This window comes from Actinobacillus genomosp. 2, from assembly GCF_029773605.1.
In the GTDB taxonomy this organism is placed as follows: Bacteria; Pseudomonadota; Gammaproteobacteria; order Enterobacterales; family Pasteurellaceae; genus Actinobacillus.
The window spans coordinates 1,348,734-1,368,275 of sequence record NZ_CP103807.1; the positions used below are offsets into that span (position 1 = coordinate 1,348,734).

The window sequence follows — 19,542 nt, forward strand, 5'->3', positions numbered from 1 at the left end:
TTGATGAAGAACATAAATCTCAACATTTTGGGAGATCCGATCCCCCTCTTTAGTAAAGAGGGGCTAGGGGAGATTTGTGCGATCTCAAATTTGCAAAAAATCTACAAATCCCCACCGCTTATATTTCAAACTTTCAATCATCGATTAAGGACGCAAACCTAAAAATTCTTGGAGATCCGATCCCTCCTCTTTAGCAAAGAGGGACTAGGGGAGATTTGTCTTCACATTCTCCAAAAACAAATAAATCTGCTCCACCACCGATTCAATTTCAAAATATACTTCATCATTACTAAACCGCATTACGGTAAAACCGAGCGAATTTAACTCCGCATCACGCAAGCGGTCTTTTTCCTGATAATCAGCTTCATAATGCTGACTGCCGTCTAGTTCAATAATCAACTTCGCTTTTGGGCAGTAAAAATCCACAATGTAATTGAGCAACGGCTTCTGGCGATTAAAACGAAAGCCCAAAAGCTGATCTCGGTTTATCCGTTGCCATAATTTCCGCTCTGCGTCCGTTTGATCGGAACGCAATTTTTGTGAAAGTGTTTTTAGCGATTTTGAGTAGGGTTGCATAAATCTCTCGCCCTTTCCACCTGCTCTTTCAACTCTAACTCTGTCGGTAAATAAGGCAAATATTTAGCACTAAAAATCTGTTTACGATCGGCTAATACCGAGTATTTTGCAACAGCTTCGCTTTGTTCGCTACACAGCACTAAACCAATGGTTGGGTTATCATCGTCGCCTTTAAATTGTTCATCATATAGGCGAACGTAAGTATCCATTTGCCCAATGTCTTGATGTTTGAGCTTGCCGATTTTCAGGTCAATCAACAGAAAGCATTTGAGCTTAAAGTTGTAAAACACCAAGTCGATATAAAAATCTTCATCATCAAACCGCAAGCGTTTTTGACGTTCAACAAAGGCAAACCCTTTACCAAGTTCCAGCAAAAACTGTTGAAGATTACTGATTATTGCTTGTTCTACATCAGTTTCTTGGTAGGTTTTATCCTGTAAATTCAAGAAATCTAAAATGTATGGATCTCGCAAATAATCTTGGATTGTTTCTTTTAGCGGTTCAGTTTTCTCGCTCGCTTCTTGTACTACCAAAGCCTTGTTTTGGCTTGCCAATAAACGTTCGTAGTACAAAACAGAAATTTGGCGATCTAAGGCTCTTACTGACCAATTTTGGCTGATAGCTTCTTTTAAATACCAATCACGAGCAGATTGATTTTCAATCTGTACAAGACGGCGATAATGAGACCAACTTAATTCGGAACACAGTGTGTTCCGAATTGGGAATGCCAAATAAAATGAACGCATATAACGCAAGTTTCTTACATCAAACCCTTTACCATACATTGCGGTTAAACGTTCTGAAACATTCTGCAAAATTGCTTTGCCGTACTTCGCACGCTCTTCGCCTTGCTGTTCATCTTCCACCAATAATCGCCCAATTTCCCAATAACTCTGAACCATTGCTGTATTAACTGTTTGGCGAACTTGGCTTTTGGTTTGTTCGATAATTTGGGCAATGTTTTGAATTAAGTTGTCATTCGCTGTGATTTGCTTACTCATTCGTTTGCTCCACACACTTCCACTTAATCATCATCAGGCAATTGCCCCACGTGGGCTTGCCACTCACAAGCAGTTATTTTTAAATCGGTAAACACCGCTTTAAATGAGGAATCTTCAGGACTACAGGCATAAACACCGAAGTGGATTTTCCCTGTGGCGTTTGCCATATGGCAAATTCGCATTTGGCTGAAATTCACGCCGTCTAGCGAACATTCAATACGAAAATCTTGTCCCCTACGGCTAAGACGATACCACATTGTTTTTACACTTGCGGGAATTTCGGTAGTTGCCCAATCGGAATAACCTTGATTGGTTACCACCGAACCTAAATGCTGAAAATCGCCATTTTCATATTCCACCGAGGCTTTGAGCCAATTTTCGCTGTTGAGATACATTACCACACCGCATTGGTCGAAACGGTGTTGGCTACCTGAAAAATCGGTTTTTACCACAAAGGAAAAGTATTGCTCTTCCGTGTCGATTTGTAGCATTGGGGCATTATCATTTTTGAAATGATAGTACGTTTTCTGCCACAAATCAGTATGCGGTTCGGTGGTGATTTCGATTTTTTCTTCGGTAATGAAATAAGATTTCGGTTCATTCCACCACTTAAATCGACTATTCTTAAATTGCATTTTGGGGCTCATTTGCAAAATCTCCGAGAAATTTCACCGCTTGTAACGGTGCGTTAGCAACGCACCCTACATTATTTTTTACACCCCGGGAAACCAAGAACTTCACGGCTTGCGTAATACGCTTCTGCCACGCCTTTAGTTAAGGTGCGAATGCGTAAGATGTAGCGTTGGCGTTCGGTTACGGAAATCGCTTTGCGAGCGTCTAGCATATTGAAGCTGTGTGCCGCTTTTAAAATGCGTTCGTAAGCCGGTAATGGTAACGGTTTTTCTAATGCTAATAATTCGGTTGCTTCTTTTTCGTATTGTTCAAACGCTTTGAATAAGAAATCCACGTCTGCATATTCAAAGTTGTAGGTTGATTGCTCTACTTCGTTTTGGTGGAACACGTCGCCGTAAGTAGTTTTTCCAAGTGGACCGTCTGACCATACTAAGTCGTACACGCTGTCCACGCCTTGAATATACATCGCTAAACGCTCTAAACCGTAGGTAACTTCGCCAGTGACCGGTTTACACTCTAAACCACCCACTTGTTGGAAGTAAGTGAATTGGGTCACTTCCATACCGTTTAGCCACACTTCCCAGCCTAAGCCCCACGCACCTAACGTTGGGTTTTCCCAGTTGTCTTCCACGAAACGAATATCGTGTTGAGTCGGGTCGAAACCTAACATTTTAAGTGAGCCTAAATAGAGTTCTTGAATGTTATCCGGAGACGGTTTGATCACCACTTGGAATTGGTAGTAGTGTTGTAAACGGTTTGGGTTTTCGCCATAGCGACCGTCAGTCGGGCGGCGTGAAGGTTGAACGTAAGCGAATGCCATTGGCTCAGGGCCTAAGGCACGAAGTGCGGTCATCGGATGAGAAGTACCTGCGCCCACTTCCATATCAAACGGCTGAACAATAGTGCAACCTACGTTTGCCCAGTAATCTTGTAGGGCTAAAATCATACCTTGGAATGTTTTTACATTAAATTTTGTTGTCATTTTGCTATTCCTAAAAAATTCGTTCAAAAATACTGGTTATTATAGCCTGTAAGCGGTCTAATTTTGGAAATTTTTTGCAAATTTCTTTCCGAATAAGAATAGTTATTATTTTATGACTTATATCAATATAGTTTTTGCCCTATTTTTGCTAAACTGGTCGAATAATTGAACATTCTTCTATGAGGTATGCTATGAAATCCGTTTGGCTGCTTGGTATAAGTTTGCTGACATTCTGTTCTGCAAGTTTCGCCCAAAATTCAACCGCTTACACTCCCTCCGAATTAGCTCTTTTCGCTGACGAATCACTTAAGCAATCCATTGGACAAATTGAAGCTGGTGTGCCAATTAAACTGTTGCAATCCAAACAAGATGCTTCACAAATTGAGTTGGAAATGTGGCGTAAAACTAAAGGTTTCGGGCGTATTTGGTATAACCAATTTTCCAAACAAATTACCGATGCAGTAATGGATAAAAACTTTATGCAAAATAATCCGACGTTTGAAGTGCTTGAGAAGAAAGAAGATCCGCTTACCGGTTTAGTGTGGCAGAAAGTCAAATTACAAGCGTGGGTAAAAAATTCTAAATTCACTGATAGCCTGACTGATTTTTGGGCGAATGCGGAGCAAACCTTTAAGACCGAATGTAGTGTTTGCCACAAACAACGTGATACCAAAATGCACGATGCGAATGAATGGGTTGCCGTATTTAACGGTATGGTTGGCTTTACCGATATGGACGAACCTACCCGTAAACAAGTGCTACGTTATTTGCAAATGCACGCTTCAGACAGCCAACCGAAAGCCGCTAAATAAGGAGTTTGTATGTCATCATCACTTTCAACTTCACGCCGTCAATTTTTAAAAAATATGTCGCTGATGGCGGCTTCTATGGCGATGCCGAATTTCCTTGTGCCGAGAGCAAATGCCGAGGCTTCACAAGCGGTCGAAAACGGCTGGAAAATTACCGGTGCGCAATGGGGCGCGGTGCGAGCTAAAATTGAAAACGGTCGCATTGCCGAAATTAAGCCGTTCGAGCTGGATAAACACCCGACCGAAATGATTAACGGCATCAAAGACTTGGTGTACGGCGAAGCACGTATTCGTTATCCAATGGTGCGCTTGGATTGGCTCAAAAACCGTCACAACAGCAACAGAACACAACGTGGCGATAACCGTTTTGTACGTGTCAGTTGGGACGAAGCGCTTGACCTGTTCTATGAAGAACTTGAGCGTATTCAGCAAAATTACGGCCCTTGGGCATTACATACCGCCAATGTCGGCTGGCGTTCTTCCGGTCAATTCCATAGTTGCGGTAACCATATGATCCGTGCCATTGCGATGCACGGCTCGAGTGTTGGCACGGTCGGTGATTACTCCACCGGTGCGGGGCAAACCATTTTGCCTTATGTGTTAGGTTCAACCGAAGTGTATTCACAAGGGACATCATGGGAAGTCATTCTTAAAGAAACCGAGAATTTAATTTTCTGGGCAAGCGATCCGGTCAAAAACTTACAAGTCGGCTGGAACTGCGAAACGCACGAATCTTACGGCTATTTAGAACAGCTTGAACAGAAAGTGGCGGAACAAAAAATCAATGTGATTAGCATTGATCCGGTGAAAAGCAAAACGCAAAACTTCCTTGGTTGTAAACAGCTTTATATCAATCCGCAAGCGGACGTGCCGTTTATGTTGGCTATTGCTCACACCTTATATCGTGAGAATTTATACGATAAAGCGTTTATTGATATGTATACACTCGGTTTTGAACAATTTGTGCCTTACTTACTCGGCGAAACCGAAGATAAAATTGAGAAAACTGCCGAATGGGCGGCACCGATTTGCGGTATTGAAGCGGAAGAAATCCGCAAATTTGCCCGTATGTTAGCCGGCAAACGTACCCAGTTGATTTTCGGTTGGGCGATTCAGCGCCAACAACACGGCGAACAGCCTTATTGGATGGGTGCGGTTTTAGCCGCAATGCTCGGACAAATCGGGCTTGCCGGCGGTGGTATCAGTTATGCACACCATTACAGTTCTATCGGTGTATCCAGTTCCGGCGCGGCAATGCCGGGTTCCTTCCCGTCTAATTTAGACGAAGGACAAACCGCTAAATATACCAATAAAGATTACCAAGGTTATAGTGAGGTGATTCCGGTCGCTCGTACTACCGATTCTTTACTTCACTCCGGCGAAACCATTGATTACAACGGCAGAAAAATTACCTATGCACCATATAAAATGGCGATTTTCTCCGGTTGTAACCAATGGAGCCGCCAGTCCGATTTAAATAAGATGAAACGCGCCTTCCAAAAATTGGAAACCGTGGTGTCGATTAACTATAGCTGGACCGCAACCTGTCGTTTCTCCGATATTGTTCTACCGGCTTGTACGCCGTTTGAACGTAACGATATTGATGCCTACGGTTCTTATAGCAACCGAGGCGTTTTGGCCATGCAAAAATTGGTTGAGCCGTTATATGAATCCCGCCCTGATTTTGAAATTTTCAAAGACTTATGCCGCCGATTCGGTAAAGAAAAAGAATATTGCCGTGGTATGGACGAAATGGCGTGGTTAGAACGTTTATACAAAGACTGTCGCAATGAAAACCGTGGTAAGTTTGAGATGCCGTCTTTCGCTGAATTTTGGCAAAAAGGCTATGTGCTATTCCCTGAAGGCAAACCTTGGGTACGTCACGCAGATTTCCGTGAAGATCCGGAATTACACGCACTCGGCACACCTTCCGGCTTTATCGAAATCTTTAGCCGTAAAATAGCGAGTTTCGGTTATGCCGACTGTAAAGGCCACCCGATGTGGTTTGAAAAAGCGGAACGTTCGCACGGTGGGCCGAAATCGGATAAATATCCGTTCTGGCTACAATCCGTACATCCGGATAAACGCTTACATTCACAACTGTGTGAAGCCAAATCGTTACGTGAAACCTACAGTGTGCAAGGACGAGAACCGTTTTATATGAACCCGCAAGACGCAGAAAAGTTAGGCATTAAAGACGGCGATTTAGTGCGTGTCTATAACGAACGTGGGCAAGTGTTAGTGGGTGCGGTGTTATCCGATAACTTCCCAAGCGGTGTCGTGCGTTTACAAGAAGGAGCTTGGTTCTCACCGCTTGATGAAAGTGTGGGTGCAATTGATACTTACGGCTGCCCGAATACGCTAACACTCGATATTGGTGCTTCAAGTTTATCGCAAGCGACTTCTGTCAGTACCTGTTTAGTGAATGTGGAAAAATGGCAAGGCGATGCACCGGCAGCGAACGGTTTCAGCGGCCCGACAGAGGTAGCTCGTTAATGGCACACTCGCAATTACTCAGTTCGGAAGAACGACTATTCTGTTACCGTTGGTTCCATTCGTTACTCGCCAAAGAACTATCGGAACTGCAGTTACAGGCATTACAAGCGGGTCAATTTGCCTCATTTTTTGCATTTCTTGCCGAGCTTGGCTTTCAGCCACAGGTTGCCGACTTGCAAAATGAATTGGCAAAATTGACCGCTTACGATTCACCTAACTTAGAACTGGCGGCGGATTTTGCGCAATGCTTTTTATTGGAGGGCAAATTAAGTGCGTTGCCTTACGCCTCTTACTATTTAGATGCACGAGATCTCAGCACAAATCTTGCAGTAATGGATCAATGGCTAACGAAATTTCAGCTTAAAATCAATCGGTTACATAATGAACCGAGCGATCACCTCTGCATTTATTTAGAAGTGTTGATAAAACTGATTGAAACGGAACAGCCTAGCCAAATTCAGCAACAATTTATCCGACAACAATTACTCAGCTGGCTACCGCAATGGGCGGAGAAAACCGCCCAAATTCAGAGTAGTACCGCGTTTTATCAAATAATTAGTAATTTGTTACTTGTTTTTCTACAACAAGATATTGCTTAACCATAAAGCTTAACGGACGCTAATTTAGCATCCGTTAAGCGGTCAAATTTCTATTATTTTTTGCATAAGTACCTGTGCAAATCGTGTCACCGCTTGCGGATCCGTATGCAGGTACAATGCCGGCTCGATCAATTCCAATTCATTCAGCAAAAATCGATCACCAATAATCGTGCCATCCACCCGTGCATAGCTTGGCATTTCAGGCAATCTCATCAAAACATCTCGTGCTTGTCGAATAATATTTTGTGGAGGGATTGTCGGTAAGATTGCTACGCCATAAGCTGAATTTGCCCGCCATTCGCCTTTCGGCGGTTGGCGTCTTACCGCATGACTAAACTCACCGGCAAAGAAAATCAAACTGGTTTCGCCATACTCCGCCACTTCCTTAATATAGGGTTGTAACACGATTTGTTGTCCTAAATAGGGGCTAAAATCCGGGATCGGTTGATCCGCTTGCCATTTGATGACCGCATTACCACTCTGCCCGATCGCCGGTTTGATCACCACAGCTTGTCCGTTTTGGTGGTATGGCTGACAAGCGGTCTGAATTTGGGCGAGATCCGCCAATAATAGTTGGCTTGGAATCACATCTACACCCATTTGTTGTAAATCCAGTAAATAGCTTTTGTGCATATTCCAATCCATTAACCGAACGGAATTTGCAAATTTTTGCCCGAATTCGACCGCTTGTTGCAGCCATTCGCGGAAGCGTTCCGGCTGTTGGGCGTAATCCCACGCGCAAAGCGGTAAGATAACATCGGCTTGCGGCTGATTTTGCCAACAATCCACTTTGACTTGCAGTCCGTTAGCCTGTAGTAAGCGAACCAGTGGTTGTAAATTATCAGGAAGATTAGGGTAAGTTTGGCAGGTAGTAATGGCTATCGAATGTGACATAATCGACTCAAAAAAGGCAAGTGAGCCAAAGCCCGCTTGCCACTAAATTGATGGGTTATTTTAACTTAATAAAAAATGTGCCTTGCGGTACAATCGGCAAATATTGACGGTGAAAATCCAAATAGGTTTTCTCCGGATCAATATCTTTAAACTGTTCCGGATAAAGCGTTTTCGCCATAAATTGCGCACTAGCTAAGTCGGTAATAGAACGAGATGCGGTGTGATAAATACCGTACACATTGCCTTTTTTCACCGCCGGTACGTTCGACCAACCGGCACGCTGAGTAAAACCGGCAAGGCGTTTTTGTGCATCCGCTTCACTGATATTAATCCCCATCGCCATAATTTCGGCATTTTTATCAGTACCCATTTCCGTACCGGAAATAATTACTACTTCCGGATTAGACGATAAGAATTGTTCCGGATTAATCGGTCCCCAGTTTTCAATAAACGGTGCGGCAATATTATCGCCTCCGACCGTATTCGCAATCGCTCCCCACATATTTTTACCGAAAGTGAAGCTATATTCCGCTGGACCTTTGTTACCAAATTCAACGTAAATTTTCGGTGGCTTTTGACCGCTTGTCGCGACACGTTTTTGAATCTCTTTGATACCTTGTTCATATTCGTTGGCGATCTGATTTGCACGTGTTTCCGTACCGGCTAGTTGCCCGAAAAGTTGGATACTTTTCGTGTGTTTCTCTACGGTTTGTGCATTAAAATCCACCACAACAATCGGAATACCGGCTTGTTCGATACGAGGAATATCAGCGGCAATCGTTTGATATTGCCAATCAGCTAACACCAATACGTCCGGTTTTAACGCTAAGGTTTTTTCCAACGAGAACGTTCCGGTATTGATATTACCGATATCCGCCATTTCCGCTAAATTCGGTAACGCTTTACTAAACAATGCCCAACTACCAGGATTAAATTTTTCCCAAAACTCACGTGAAATGCCGACAACATTTTTAAAATTCTCCGAACCGGTTGCGGCAATATAATCAGGATAATAAAAACCAAGCACGATACGTTTCGCCGGTACATCAACTTTCACTTGGCGATCCAATACGTCTTGTAACACTTTTACTTCCGCTTGTGCTGAAACGCCGGCAAATAGTAATGTGCTAGCAATAAGATGTTTAAAATACTGCTTTTTCATTGTCATCCTTATTTCACTTGATCAAGATATTCAAATAAACGGCCTTTATGCTCTGTGGTACGCTTTTCAATTTTCTCAACTTCTTTGGTTGCATTTTCTAAATTGGTCGGTTTGCCTACTTGGATAATACCGCTCATATTCATCATACGATGTGGAGGGCAAACATATACGTAAACCCCCTCATGAGTAAGCGTTAAGCTAAATTGTTCATCTTCTTTCGAGAGGAATTTCTCAGCCCCTTCCGGTACCGCTTTACTCTGAACCCAATGCCCTTTATTCGTCGGCACGAAAGTCACCGTATCACCGACTTCCGCTTTTAAAAAGCCCGGTTCAAACACCATACCGCCGTCTTTACCGTTATCTAACATTTGAACTTCGTGATTTGCGGCTAAAACACTACCTGAAAAAGCGAGCAAGGTCGCTAATAATACTTTTTTCATATTCTGCTCCTAATGTAATTGACGTAACGGACGAATGACGGGTTGTCCGGTACTATCATATAAAATTTCAATCTCAACATTATATAGCTGACGAATAAGATCAGCTTGTAATACTTGTTTAGCCTCACCAAATCCTTGTAATTTGCCGTTTCCTAATAACACAATATGATCAGAAAATTGAGCCGCAAGGCTAAGATCATGTAACACCATAACTGTAATCAAATTATTTTGTTGTGTATATTGGCAGACGTGTTCCAATAAATTGATCTGGTGGTGCATATCCAACGCACTAACCGGTTCATCTAATAATAAGATTTCCGGCTGGCGTAATAATACTTGAGCAAACATCACCATTTGTCGTTGTCCGCCACTTAATTGCATCACATCTTGATGAGCAAGATGTGCAATACCGAGTTTCTGCATAATGGTGGCAACTTCTGTTAACAATTCATCACTAACACGCATATTAAGCGAATCCATTCTACCAAGTAAAATTACTTCCAATGCGGTCAACGAAGCATCAACTTGCGTATCTTGCGGCATATAGCCGATACGTTTACGCCATGTTGAAATAGCTCGCTTATTCAGCGTTTGATCAGCATAATGAATTTGCCCTTTACAGCCGATTTCACCGAAAATCGTTTTTAATAACGAAGACTTACCTGCACCATTTGGACCTAATACCGTATAGACTTTACCTTTTTCAAGCGATAAATCTAATTGATCAGCGATAACGAGAGAACCTCGTTTAATATGAACATTTGCAAGTTTTAACATAAATTCTACCGCCTGTTATCTCTTTGTAAGTACAATCCAAAAGAAGAAAGGTACGCCGACAAACGAGGTAATAATCCCCACCGGAAATAATGCACCAGGGATAATTACCTTTGACAATACTGACGCAACCGATAAAAATGCCGCACCGATTAACATTGCACCGGGTAGAAAAAAGCGTTGGTCTTCGCCCAATAACATACGTGCCACGTGCGGTGCAACCAAGCCAATAAAACCGATAATCCCAACAAAACTAATCGCAGTAGCGGTCATAATTGCTACTAAGACGAGCGTTTTTAAGCGTAGATGTTGTAAATTAATGCCTAAGCTCAACGCACGAGCTTCACCCAAGCGTAAAGCGGTCAATTTCCATAAATCTTTTGCAAGTAAGCTAACGCACACAATCGTAACCACAGTTGCAATCGAGAGATTTTCCCAAGTCGCTTTAGTTAAACTGCCGAATAACCAGAACAAAATTTGTTGGGAAATTTCCGGAGCCGCAATAAATTGAATCAACGACAGTAGTGATTGAAATAAAAACAATAACGCAATACCGACTAACACCAACATCGCTGAACTAAAACGACGCATTGAAGCAAACACAAACAAAATACCGGATGCTAGCATCGTCATCACAAAAGCACCTAATGGCACGGCAAATGCCGAAGGCAAACCGAAACCACCAAATGCAATAACCGTTGAAGCACCTAAACCTGCCGCTGCCGCTAAACCTAAGGTATAAGGGCTTGCCATTGGGTTATTCAGTAAGGTTTGAATCTCTGCACCGCCAACACCTAATGCCGCCCCAACGACTAACGCCATTAATGCCATGGGTAAACGTAAATCGTAAACAATGACATTTGTCGTTGTTTCAACATCCTCAACACGTAACAATGCTCTGACTACTTCATCAATCGGTAACATCGAAGGGCCCGTTACAATATCGAATACTAAACTGATTAGGCTAATCGCAAGAAAAATAAGAACGATAAGCCAACGCTTGCGTACCAGCTTGCGTTGGTTTTGAACGATGTTTTCAATCGTTGTCTGACTCATGACTATTTACTCTCTGGATAGAGGTAGAAAGTCCCTTGCGGCACGAGAGGTAAGTTTTTACGGTAAAACTCTTGATAAGTTTTAGTCGGGTCTAAATCTTTGAATAGTTCCGGATAAATCGCTTTCGCCACAAATTGAATTGAAGCACTATCGGAAAGCGTACGAGAATTGGCATGATACACACCGTATAAGCGATGGTTTTTAATTGCCGGTAATTCAGACCAACCCGGGCGTTTAGCAAAACCAGCTAAGCGTTTTTGCGCTTCTTGTTTATCAATATTAAAGCCGGCTACCATTGCTTCGGGATTTTTCTTCAACTCGGTTTCGCGTCCGGAAATAATGACCACATCCGGTTTAGCTGCAACTACCAATTCAGGATTGATCGGGCTATAAAATTCCACCGCATTTTTAGCAATATTTTCTGCACCGACTAAGTCAATCATCGCCCCCCACATACTTTTACCGAAGGTAAAACTATGCTCCGCAGGTCCTTTATTGCCAAACTCCACATACACTTTCGGTTTCGGTAAATTTGCCTTCGCAACACGATCTTGAATCTCTTTCACAATCGCTTTGTATTCGTTATTTAACTGTTTTGCTTTAGCTTCTTGTCCGGTTAATTGACCGATAATCTCGGTGGATTTAACGTGTTTATCGACCGTTTGCGCTAAATAATCCACTACCACGACCGGAATCCCGGCTGTTTCTAACGGTTCTAAATCGGAATCTAACGCTTTAAATTGCCAATCCGCCATCAGTACGAAATCCGGTTTAAGTGCTAAAATTTTCTCGATTGAGAAAGTCCCGACTTCTACTTCACCAATATCTTCCAATTGATTTAATTTTGGTACTGCTTTACTAAATTCCGCCCAACTTGCCGGTGCCCAATCAGACCAAACCGCTTTAGAAAAGCCCACCACATTATCTAACGCTTTTTCACCGCCAACAGCCATATAATCTTGATAGTTAAACGCCAAGACAACTCTTTTCGCTGGCAGATCAACTGTCACTTTACGCTCAAGTACGTCGGTAATTTCCGTTGGTTTAGCATTAGCGAAACCGGATAATGCAAATAATGTTGCTAATGTAGCGACTGTTAATTTCATTGTTCTTAACATAAACACATACCTTAAAACTTAAACTATATTCTTTATTAATTCTAACCTATTTTAAGCAAATACAAATCATTATTAATTGTTTTCTGTCAAGTTTTGTGATCTTTATCACAAAAGAGAAACATTTTCCTAACGAATAAGCAGATATAACACAAGATATTCCAACAGTTATCAGGTAGAATAGTTTTAATCAAAGAGAAAATACATGAGGAGCATCTATGAACATTCCATTCTGCTTACCTGAAAATATTAGCCCGGAAACTTTTTTGCGAGATTATTGGCAAAAACGACCGCTGTTAATCCGTAACGGCTTACCACAAATTGTCAGTTTATTCGAGCCAGAAGATATTATGGAGCTAGCACTAGAAGAGGAAATCACTGCTCGCTTAATCAAATGTGAAAATGAGCAATGGTCGGTTAAAACCAGTCCATTTACGGAAAGTGATTTACAAAATCTGCCGGCTCAATTCTCTGTAATGGTACAAAACTTGGAACAATGGTCACCGGAACTGGGAGCATTGTGGCAAGCATTTGGATTCTTACCACAATGGCAACGTGATGATATTATGGTTTCTTGTTCGCCTAAAGATGGTACAGTCGGTAAGCATTATGACGAATACGATGTATTCCTCGTACAAGGTTACGGACAACGCCGCTGGCAGCTTGGCAAATGGTGTGATCCTTCTACAGAATTTAAACCGAATCAGCCGATCCGTATTTTTGATGATATGGGTGAATTAGTATTGGATGAAGTAATGAATCCGGGCGATGTACTTTATGTTCCTTCTCGTATGGCTCACTATGGTGTATCGGAAACAGACGGACTCACTTTCTCATTCGGCTTACGTTATCCGAATGCAGCCGATTTACTCGAAAATTTCTGCAAAACCTTAGAACATCATTCGGAAGTGATTACCAGCTCAGAATTTAATATCCCGTTCCGTCTTGCACCACATGAACAACCGAATGCATTACTTGATCCGAAAATGGTAAAAGTGCTTAAACATCAATTAATCGACTTATTACAAAACTCTGATCAATTTGATGAAATCTTTACTCACAGCGTTGCGACTGCGGTAAGTTCTCGTCGTTATGATTTGCTACAAACGGATAATGAATACTATCCGGATGAAGTCCAAGAAGTTTTAGAAGAAGGTGGTTGGATTCAACAAGATGCGAATGTCAAAATCCTTTATACCGAAAATCCACAACGCATCTATGTAAATGGTGAGTGGATTGATGAGCTAAATGAAGCAGAACAAAACTTGTTAATTCGTATTGCTAACGGTGATGCAATTTCTTGGAATAAATTAGCCTCTAAGGTTAAAGATCAAGAAGAACTTGAGTTATTACTAGACACCCTATGTGATTGGTTAGATAACGGCTGGGTTATTTTAGAAGAATCGGAATAGTTCATTCATTTTATTTGGTAATCCGTAAAGGCAGGTAAGTACCTGCCTTTATTTTTACAAGCGATCTGATTTCTACAAACTTTTACAACAGATTAGCTAAAATTAGGTCGCTTGTTATATTACATACATAAAAGAAAGGCTTGGGTTCCCCCAAGCCTTTTCATGTTTCACATTAAGCGTGTACGAATTATTCGCCAAGACGCTCTTTGATACGTGCAGATTTACCTGAACGCTCACGTAAGTAGTAAAGTTTAGCTTTACGTACCGCACCTTTACGTTTAACAGAAATGCTGTCAATTACTGGTGAGTGAGTTTGGAATACACGTTCAACACCTACGCCGTTTGATACTTTACGTAGAGTGAATGCAGAGTGCAAGCCACGGTTACGAATTGCAATAACCACGCCTTCGAACGCTTGCAAACGTTTTTTACTACCTTCTACTACCCATACCTTAACTTCTAATGTGTCACCTGGACGAAAGCTAGGTACGTTTTGTTTTAACTGTTCTTGTTCGATTTGTTTGATGATGTTACTCATTTTAAAAACCTTCTAAATCCTAGAATTAACTGATTTTGTGTTGTTTCTTAATTTTAGCTAACAACACGCGTTGTTCGTCAGTCAGAGCTAGGCCATCCAATAGCTCAGGGCGTCTTAACCACGTACGTTCAAGCGATTGTTCTAATCGCCATGTACGAATATTTTCGTGGTGACCCGACATCAGCACTTCAGGAACAGGAATACTGTCTAACATTTCCGGACGAGTATAATGTGGACAATCCAATAAACCTGTCGCAAATGAATCTTCATCTGCAGAGGCCTGTTTGCCTAACACTCCGGGTACAAATCTTGCAACAGCGTCAATTAACGTCATTGCAGGCAATTCGCCCCCTGTAAGCACATAATCACCGATTGACCATTCTTCATCAACTTCCGTTTGAATCAATCGTTCATCAACCCCTTCATATCGTCCACAAATTAAAATTAGTTTCTGATTTGAAGCCAGTATTTTCACACCTTGTTGATCCAACTTACGCCCTTGTGGTGAGAGATAAATAACTTTTGCCTCTACACCGTCTTCTGCTTTTGCTGCTTCCTTTGCCGCATGAATTGCATCACGCAAAGGCTGCACCATCATTAACATCCCTGGTCCACCGCCATAAGGACGATCATCAACCGTTTTATGTTTATCAAAAGTGAAATCACGAGGATTCCAACATTGAAGTTGCAGAAGTTTTTGTTTTACCGCACGTCCTGTTACCCCAAAATCGGTAATTGCTTTAAACATTTCAGGGAACAGTGAAATGATACCAATCCACATAATTTATCCTCAAATGTCCTTACTACTTAAAGCCAAAGCGCACCGCATACCTGAGGTTAGAAACCAGCGTCCCAATCCACCATAATTGTTTTGGTGGCGAGATCTACTCTTTTAACTACTTGTTCATATAAGAACGGAATTAATCGTTCTTGCTTACCGAAAGCATCTTTACTGTTAGCACGTACAACCAATACATCATTTGAACCTGTTTCCATTAATTCAGTCACAACGCCCATAGTATAGCCTTCGAGATTTACCACTTGGCAGCCGATTAAATCGTGCCAGTAATAATTCCCTTCTTCCAATTCAGGAAACACAGATAAATCCACACCGATTTCGGCATTCGTTAGTAACTGCGCGCTTTCACGATCGTCGGTACCTTTTAATTTCACAATCAAATCATTGCTGTGGTAACGCCAACTTTCTAATTCGATTGGCTGCCATTGCCCCTTAATTTTTAAGAACCAAGGCTGATAATCGAAAATGCTTTCAGTTTCTTCAGTTGATGAATAGAGGCGTAACCAGCCACGAATCCCATAGGTTGCCCCCAGTTTTCCGACAACTTCGATTTTTTGTTCGCTCATGCTACTCACCTACTTTGCAAAATTTTTAATAAATTAAGCCGCTTTACGAGCTTCTTTCACTAAAGATGCAACACGATCTGAAAGCTCAGCACCTTTAGCAACCCAAGCATCAACTTTAGCCACATCTAAACGTAAACGTTCAGCTTGACCAGCCGCTAATGGATTGAAGAAACCGATACGCTCGATGAAACGACCGTCACGTGGTGAACGGCTGTCAGCTACCACGATTTGATAGAATGGGCGTTTTTTAGCTCCGCCACGAGTTAAACGAATGGTTACCATAACCTTCCTCTAAAATGTTGATAGTAAAAATAAAACCCTCGTTCGAGGTGAGGGTACTGATATACTTTAACTATCTAAAAAAGATAGAAAAAGCGGATAGATTATACTGATTTTTAGCGAAATTACAAGAAAAGATCTTCTCTGTAATCATTCAAATATAACAAAGAAACTACTCAGATTATTCTTGGTAAAAAAGAAAAGCCCGAGAAGTACTCGGGCTTTTACTAAGCTATTTAGCTATTATTCCGCAGCTGCTTCAGCAACTTCTGGACGATCAACTAATTCAATGTAAGCCATTGGCGCGTTGTCGCCTGCACGGAAACCACATTTTAAGATACGAGTATAACCACCCGCACGTTGTGCAAAACGTGGACCTAATTCATTGAATAATTTAGCAACTGTTTCTACGTTGCGTGTACGAGCAAAAGCTAAGCGACGATTTGCAACGCTATCTTCTTTTGCTAAAGTAATTAATGGTTCAACTACACGACGTAACTCTTTAGCTTTAGGTAAAGTTGTTTTAATGATCTCATGACCGATTAAAGCACTTGCCATATTACGGAACATCGCTTGGCGATGGCTACTGTTACGGTTTAATTGACGTCCACTCTTACGATGGCGCATAACCTATTCCTTCTTAGAAAATCTAATACCTAAAATTAGTCTTCAGCAATACTTGCCGGAGGCCAATTCTCAAGGCGCATACCCAGTGATAAGCCACGAGAAGCAAGTACATCCTTAATCTCAGTAAGTGATTTCTTACCAAGGTTAGGCGTTTTTAATAACTCAACTTCTGTACGTTGTACTAAATCACCGATATAGTGAATTGTCTCTGCTTTCAAACAGTTAGCAGAACGAACCGTCAACTCTAAATCATCTACTGGACGGAGTAAAATCGGATCAAATTCCGGTTTCTCTTCCTTAATCTCAGGTTGACGAACATCACGTAAATCAACGAATGCATCTAATTGTTCTGCTAAAATTGTAGCAGCACGACGAATGGCTTCTTCTGGATCGATTGTGCCATTTGTTTCCATCTCAATAATGAGTTTATCTAAGTCTGTACGCTGTTCAACACGCGCCGCTTCAACATTATAAGCAATGCGATCTACCGGACTGAAACGAGCATCGACTAATAAACGACCAATCGGTCGATCTTCATCTTGAGAATGTACACGAGCAGACGCTGGTACATAACCACGACCACGTTGAATACGGATACGCATACTAATTGATGCGTCCTTATCTGTTAAATGACAGATAACATGGTGTGGATTTACAATTTCTACGTCACCATCATGCGTAATGTCGGCTGCAGTTACAGGGCCAATTCCAGACTTATTTAGTGTCAAAATAATATCATCTTTACCTGACACTTTTACCGCTAGACCTTTAAGGTTTAACAATACTTCAAGAATATCTTCTTGTACGCCTTCTTTGCTGCTGTATTCATGTAATACACCATCAATTTCAACTTCTGTAACGGCACAACCCGGCATAGACGAAAGTAAAATGCGACGAAGTGCGTTACCTAATGTATGGCCAAAACCACGTTCTAACGGTTCTAAGGTCACTTTTGCGTGAGTTGAACTAATTTGCTCAATATTCACTAAGTGCGGCTTTAAAAATTCTGTCACAGAACCCTGCATTTTATCCTCTCTTTGTTTTTAAGCCTTATTTACTAATTTAATAATATAATTTTTAAAAAATTAACTATTATTTAGAGTAAAGCTCAACGATCAGATGTTCGTTAATATCTGCTGATAAGTCAGAGCGTTCAGGAGTACGTTTAAATACACCTTCCATTTTAGTTACATCAACTTCTAACCAAGTCGGTTTTTCACGTTGAGTTGCTAATTCTAATGATGCTTTAATACGTGCTTGTTTTTTAGATTTCTCACGAACAGCAACTACATCATCAACAGAAACTTGATAAGAAGGAATATTCACTACACGACCGTTTACTACGATAGATTTGTGGCTTACAAGTTGACGTGCTTCTGCACGAGTTGCAGCAAAACCCATACGGTAAACTACGTTGTCTAAACGACCTTCTAATAATACTAATAAGTTCTCACCTGTATTACCTTTTAAGCGGTTTGCTTCTGCATAGTAATTACGGAATTGACGTTCTAAGATACCATAGATACGGCGAACTTTTTGTTTTTCACGTAACTGACTACCATAGTCAGATAAACGTGGCTTGCGTGCACCGTGTTGACCTGGTGCTACATCAAGACGATTTCTACATTTTGATTCAATCGCACGAACGCCTGATTTAAGGAATAAATCAGTACCTTCACGACGGCTTAGCTTGAGCTTAGGACCCAAATATCTTGCCATTTTCTTTCTCCAATTATTCTAACGTCAATTATACACGACGTTTTTTCGGTGGACGACAACCGTTATGAGGAATCGGAGTCACGTCAGTAATATTCGTGATACGGAAACCTGCAGCATTTAATGCACGGATTGTTGATTCACGACCTGGACCCGGACCTTTAACCATAACTTCCAAGTTCTTTAAGCCGAATTCTTTAACAGCTTCAGCACAACGTTCTGCAGCAACTTGTGCAGCAAACGGAGTTGATTTACGAGAACCACGGAAACCTGAACCACCTGCAGTTGCCCATGCTAGAGCGTTACCTTGACGGTCAGTAATAGTCACGATTGTGTTATTGAAAGATGCGTGGATATGAGCTACGCCATCTGCAATCTGTTTTTTAACGCGCTTACGTGCGCGAACTGGTGTTTTAGCCATTATTTATCTACTCCGATTATTTTTTGATCGGTTTGCGTGGACCCTTACGAGTACGCGCATTAGTCTTAGTACGTTGACCACGTACCGGTAAACTACGACGATGACGTAAACCACGATAACAACCTAAGTCTAAAAGACGTTTGATGCTTAATGTTACTTCACGACGTAAATCACCTTCGACAGTAAATTTACCAACTTCTTCACGCAGTTTTTCAATCTGCTCTTCAGACAATTCTCTGATCTTTACATCTTCAGCAATACCCGTTGCTGCACAGATAGCTTTAGCACGAGTTTTACCGATACCGTAAATTGCAGTTAATGCGATTACAGTGTGTTTTTGATCAGGAATGTTAATGCCTGCAATACGGGCCACTATGCACTCCTATTATTTAAGTTTATTGATATGCTGATCTTGAAAAGCCCGTTTCAGGATACTCAAACAGCATATCAGGACGAATGAGCTGAGCAGTATAACTGCTCAGCGGGTTCTTTGCAAGAAAGAATACTAATTAACCTTGACGTTGTTTGTGTTTAGGATCGCTACAAATTACGCGAACAACACCTTCACGTTTAACAACTTTACAGTTACGGCATAATTTCTTAACTGAAGCACGAACTTTCATTGCTTATCCTTTTTGATCTAAGGG

24 protein-coding genes are annotated in these 19,542 nt (G+C 41.6%); 4 read left to right on the forward strand and 20 right to left on the reverse strand.

Annotated features, from left to right (window positions below):
• Positions 1-204: 204 nt before the first annotated feature.
• From NYR60_RS06720 to glyQ, 4 genes are all read right to left on the reverse strand, one after another.
• Positions 205-576 carry an endonuclease domain-containing protein gene (locus NYR60_RS06720; RefSeq protein ID WP_279466310.1) on the reverse strand — a complete coding sequence of 124 codons (372 nt, stop codon included), beginning with the start codon at positions 574-576 and terminating at the stop codon, positions 205-207.
• A complete protein-coding gene (locus tag NYR60_RS06725; protein WP_279466312.1) occupies positions 552-1,577 on the reverse strand; it encodes a PDDEXK nuclease domain-containing protein in 1,026 nt (341 codons plus the stop codon). Before NYR60_RS06725 ends, NYR60_RS06720 begins: the two co-directional genes overlap by 25 nt.
• Before the next feature lie 23 nt (positions 1,578-1,600).
• Positions 1,601-2,212 (reverse strand): DUF1349 domain-containing protein, encoded by a 612-nt coding sequence (locus NYR60_RS06730; protein ID WP_279466314.1) that lies wholly within the window; start codon positions 2,210-2,212, stop codon positions 1,601-1,603.
• 71 nt (positions 2,213-2,283) lie between these two features.
• A complete protein-coding gene (gene glyQ, locus NYR60_RS06735; protein WP_275218268.1) occupies positions 2,284-3,192 on the reverse strand; it encodes a glycine--tRNA ligase subunit alpha in 909 nt (302 codons plus the stop codon).
• A gap of 191 nt (positions 3,193-3,383) precedes the next feature.
• Here glyQ and NYR60_RS06740 point away from each other — a divergent pair, with 191 nt between their 5' ends.
• The 3 genes from NYR60_RS06740 to torD are packed head-to-tail and all read left to right on the forward strand — an operon-like array spanning position 3,384 to position 7,096.
• Positions 3,384-4,004: a pentahemic C cytochrome gene (locus NYR60_RS06740; protein ID WP_279466316.1), complete on the forward strand. Its 621-nt coding sequence runs from the start codon at positions 3,384-3,386 to the stop codon at positions 4,002-4,004.
• Between the two features lie 9 nt (positions 4,005-4,013).
• Positions 4,014-6,497 carry a trimethylamine-N-oxide reductase TorA gene (torA, locus tag NYR60_RS06745; protein WP_279466317.1) on the forward strand — a complete coding sequence of 828 codons (2,484 nt, stop codon included), beginning with the start codon at positions 4,014-4,016 and terminating at the stop codon, positions 6,495-6,497.
• Positions 6,497-7,096: a molecular chaperone TorD gene (gene torD / locus NYR60_RS06750; RefSeq protein ID WP_279466319.1), complete on the forward strand. Its 600-nt coding sequence runs from the start codon at positions 6,497-6,499 to the stop codon at positions 7,094-7,096. Before torA ends, torD begins: the two co-directional genes overlap by 1 nt.
• A 42-nt stretch (positions 7,097-7,138) precedes the next feature.
• Here the strand turns inward: torD and NYR60_RS06755 are convergent, their stop codons facing one another.
• From NYR60_RS06755 to NYR60_RS06780, 6 genes are read right to left on the reverse strand one after another with little or no spacing between them, the layout of a single operon-like run.
• Positions 7,139-7,990 (reverse strand): ATP-grasp domain-containing protein, encoded by an 852-nt coding sequence (locus NYR60_RS06755; protein WP_279466321.1) that lies wholly within the window; start codon positions 7,988-7,990, stop codon positions 7,139-7,141.
• 55 nt (positions 7,991-8,045) lie between these two features.
• Positions 8,046-9,152, reverse strand: a complete 1,107-nt coding sequence (locus NYR60_RS06760; RefSeq protein ID WP_279466322.1) for an ABC transporter substrate-binding protein — start codon at positions 9,150-9,152, stop codon at positions 8,046-8,048.
• A gap of 8 nt (positions 9,153-9,160) precedes the next feature.
• The gene (locus NYR60_RS06765) at positions 9,161-9,592 is read right to left on the reverse strand and encodes a pseudoazurin (protein WP_279466323.1); all 432 of its coding nucleotides are present in this window, start codon (positions 9,590-9,592) and stop codon (positions 9,161-9,163) included.
• Positions 9,593-9,601: 9 nt separating this feature from the next.
• Positions 9,602-10,369, reverse strand: a complete 768-nt coding sequence (locus tag NYR60_RS06770) for an ABC transporter ATP-binding protein (RefSeq protein WP_279466324.1) — start codon at positions 10,367-10,369, stop codon at positions 9,602-9,604.
• A gap of 15 nt (positions 10,370-10,384) precedes the next feature.
• Entirely contained in the window at positions 10,385-11,422 is a 1,038-nt protein-coding gene (locus tag NYR60_RS06775; RefSeq protein ID WP_279466325.1) for a FecCD family ABC transporter permease, read from the reverse strand.
• Positions 11,423-11,424: 2 nt separating this feature from the next.
• Positions 11,425-12,540, reverse strand: a complete 1,116-nt coding sequence (locus NYR60_RS06780) for an ABC transporter substrate-binding protein (RefSeq protein WP_279466326.1) — start codon at positions 12,538-12,540, stop codon at positions 11,425-11,427.
• A gap of 215 nt (positions 12,541-12,755) precedes the next feature.
• Between NYR60_RS06780 and NYR60_RS06785 the strand changes: the two genes are divergently transcribed.
• A complete protein-coding gene (locus tag NYR60_RS06785) occupies positions 12,756-13,949 on the forward strand; it encodes a cupin domain-containing protein (RefSeq protein WP_279466327.1) in 1,194 nt (397 codons plus the stop codon).
• 187 nt (positions 13,950-14,136) lie between these two features.
• Here NYR60_RS06785 and rplS read toward each other — a convergent pair whose 3' ends face one another.
• The 10 genes from rplS to rpmJ form a co-directional block, all read right to left on the reverse strand.
• Complete coding sequence (rplS, locus tag NYR60_RS06790) at positions 14,137-14,487, reverse strand: 50S ribosomal protein L19 (protein WP_111748911.1); 351 nt, start codon at positions 14,485-14,487, stop codon at positions 14,137-14,139.
• 25 nt (positions 14,488-14,512) lie between these two features.
• A complete protein-coding gene (trmD, locus tag NYR60_RS06795) occupies positions 14,513-15,268 on the reverse strand; it encodes a tRNA (guanosine(37)-N1)-methyltransferase TrmD (RefSeq protein ID WP_279466331.1) in 756 nt (251 codons plus the stop codon).
• 56 nt (positions 15,269-15,324) lie between these two features.
• The gene (gene rimM, locus NYR60_RS06800) at positions 15,325-15,852 is read right to left on the reverse strand and encodes a ribosome maturation factor RimM (protein ID WP_279466333.1); all 528 of its coding nucleotides are present in this window, start codon (positions 15,850-15,852) and stop codon (positions 15,325-15,327) included.
• A 33-nt stretch (positions 15,853-15,885) separates the two neighbouring features.
• Positions 15,886-16,134 carry a 30S ribosomal protein S16 gene (gene rpsP / locus NYR60_RS06805; RefSeq protein ID WP_005625134.1) on the reverse strand — a complete coding sequence of 83 codons (249 nt, stop codon included), beginning with the start codon at positions 16,132-16,134 and terminating at the stop codon, positions 15,886-15,888.
• 240 nt (positions 16,135-16,374) lie between these two features.
• The gene (gene rplQ / locus NYR60_RS06810; protein ID WP_115587763.1) at positions 16,375-16,758 is read right to left on the reverse strand and encodes a 50S ribosomal protein L17; all 384 of its coding nucleotides are present in this window, start codon (positions 16,756-16,758) and stop codon (positions 16,375-16,377) included.
• Between the two features lie 35 nt (positions 16,759-16,793).
• The gene (locus NYR60_RS06815; protein WP_279466335.1) at positions 16,794-17,783 is read right to left on the reverse strand and encodes a DNA-directed RNA polymerase subunit alpha; all 990 of its coding nucleotides are present in this window, start codon (positions 17,781-17,783) and stop codon (positions 16,794-16,796) included.
• Between the two features lie 67 nt (positions 17,784-17,850).
• Complete coding sequence (gene rpsD, locus NYR60_RS06820) at positions 17,851-18,477, reverse strand: 30S ribosomal protein S4 (protein WP_279466338.1); 627 nt, start codon at positions 18,475-18,477, stop codon at positions 17,851-17,853.
• Between the two features lie 28 nt (positions 18,478-18,505).
• The gene (gene rpsK, locus NYR60_RS06825; RefSeq protein WP_005599323.1) at positions 18,506-18,895 is read right to left on the reverse strand and encodes a 30S ribosomal protein S11; all 390 of its coding nucleotides are present in this window, start codon (positions 18,893-18,895) and stop codon (positions 18,506-18,508) included.
• A gap of 16 nt (positions 18,896-18,911) precedes the next feature.
• On the reverse strand, positions 18,912-19,268 hold the full coding sequence (rpsM, locus tag NYR60_RS06830) for a 30S ribosomal protein S13 (protein WP_005599322.1): 357 nt from the start codon (positions 19,266-19,268) through the stop codon (positions 18,912-18,914).
• A 136-nt stretch (positions 19,269-19,404) separates the two neighbouring features.
• Entirely contained in the window at positions 19,405-19,518 is a 114-nt protein-coding gene (rpmJ, locus tag NYR60_RS06835; protein ID WP_005599318.1) for a 50S ribosomal protein L36, read from the reverse strand.
• Between the last annotated feature and the right edge of the window lie 24 nt (positions 19,519-19,542).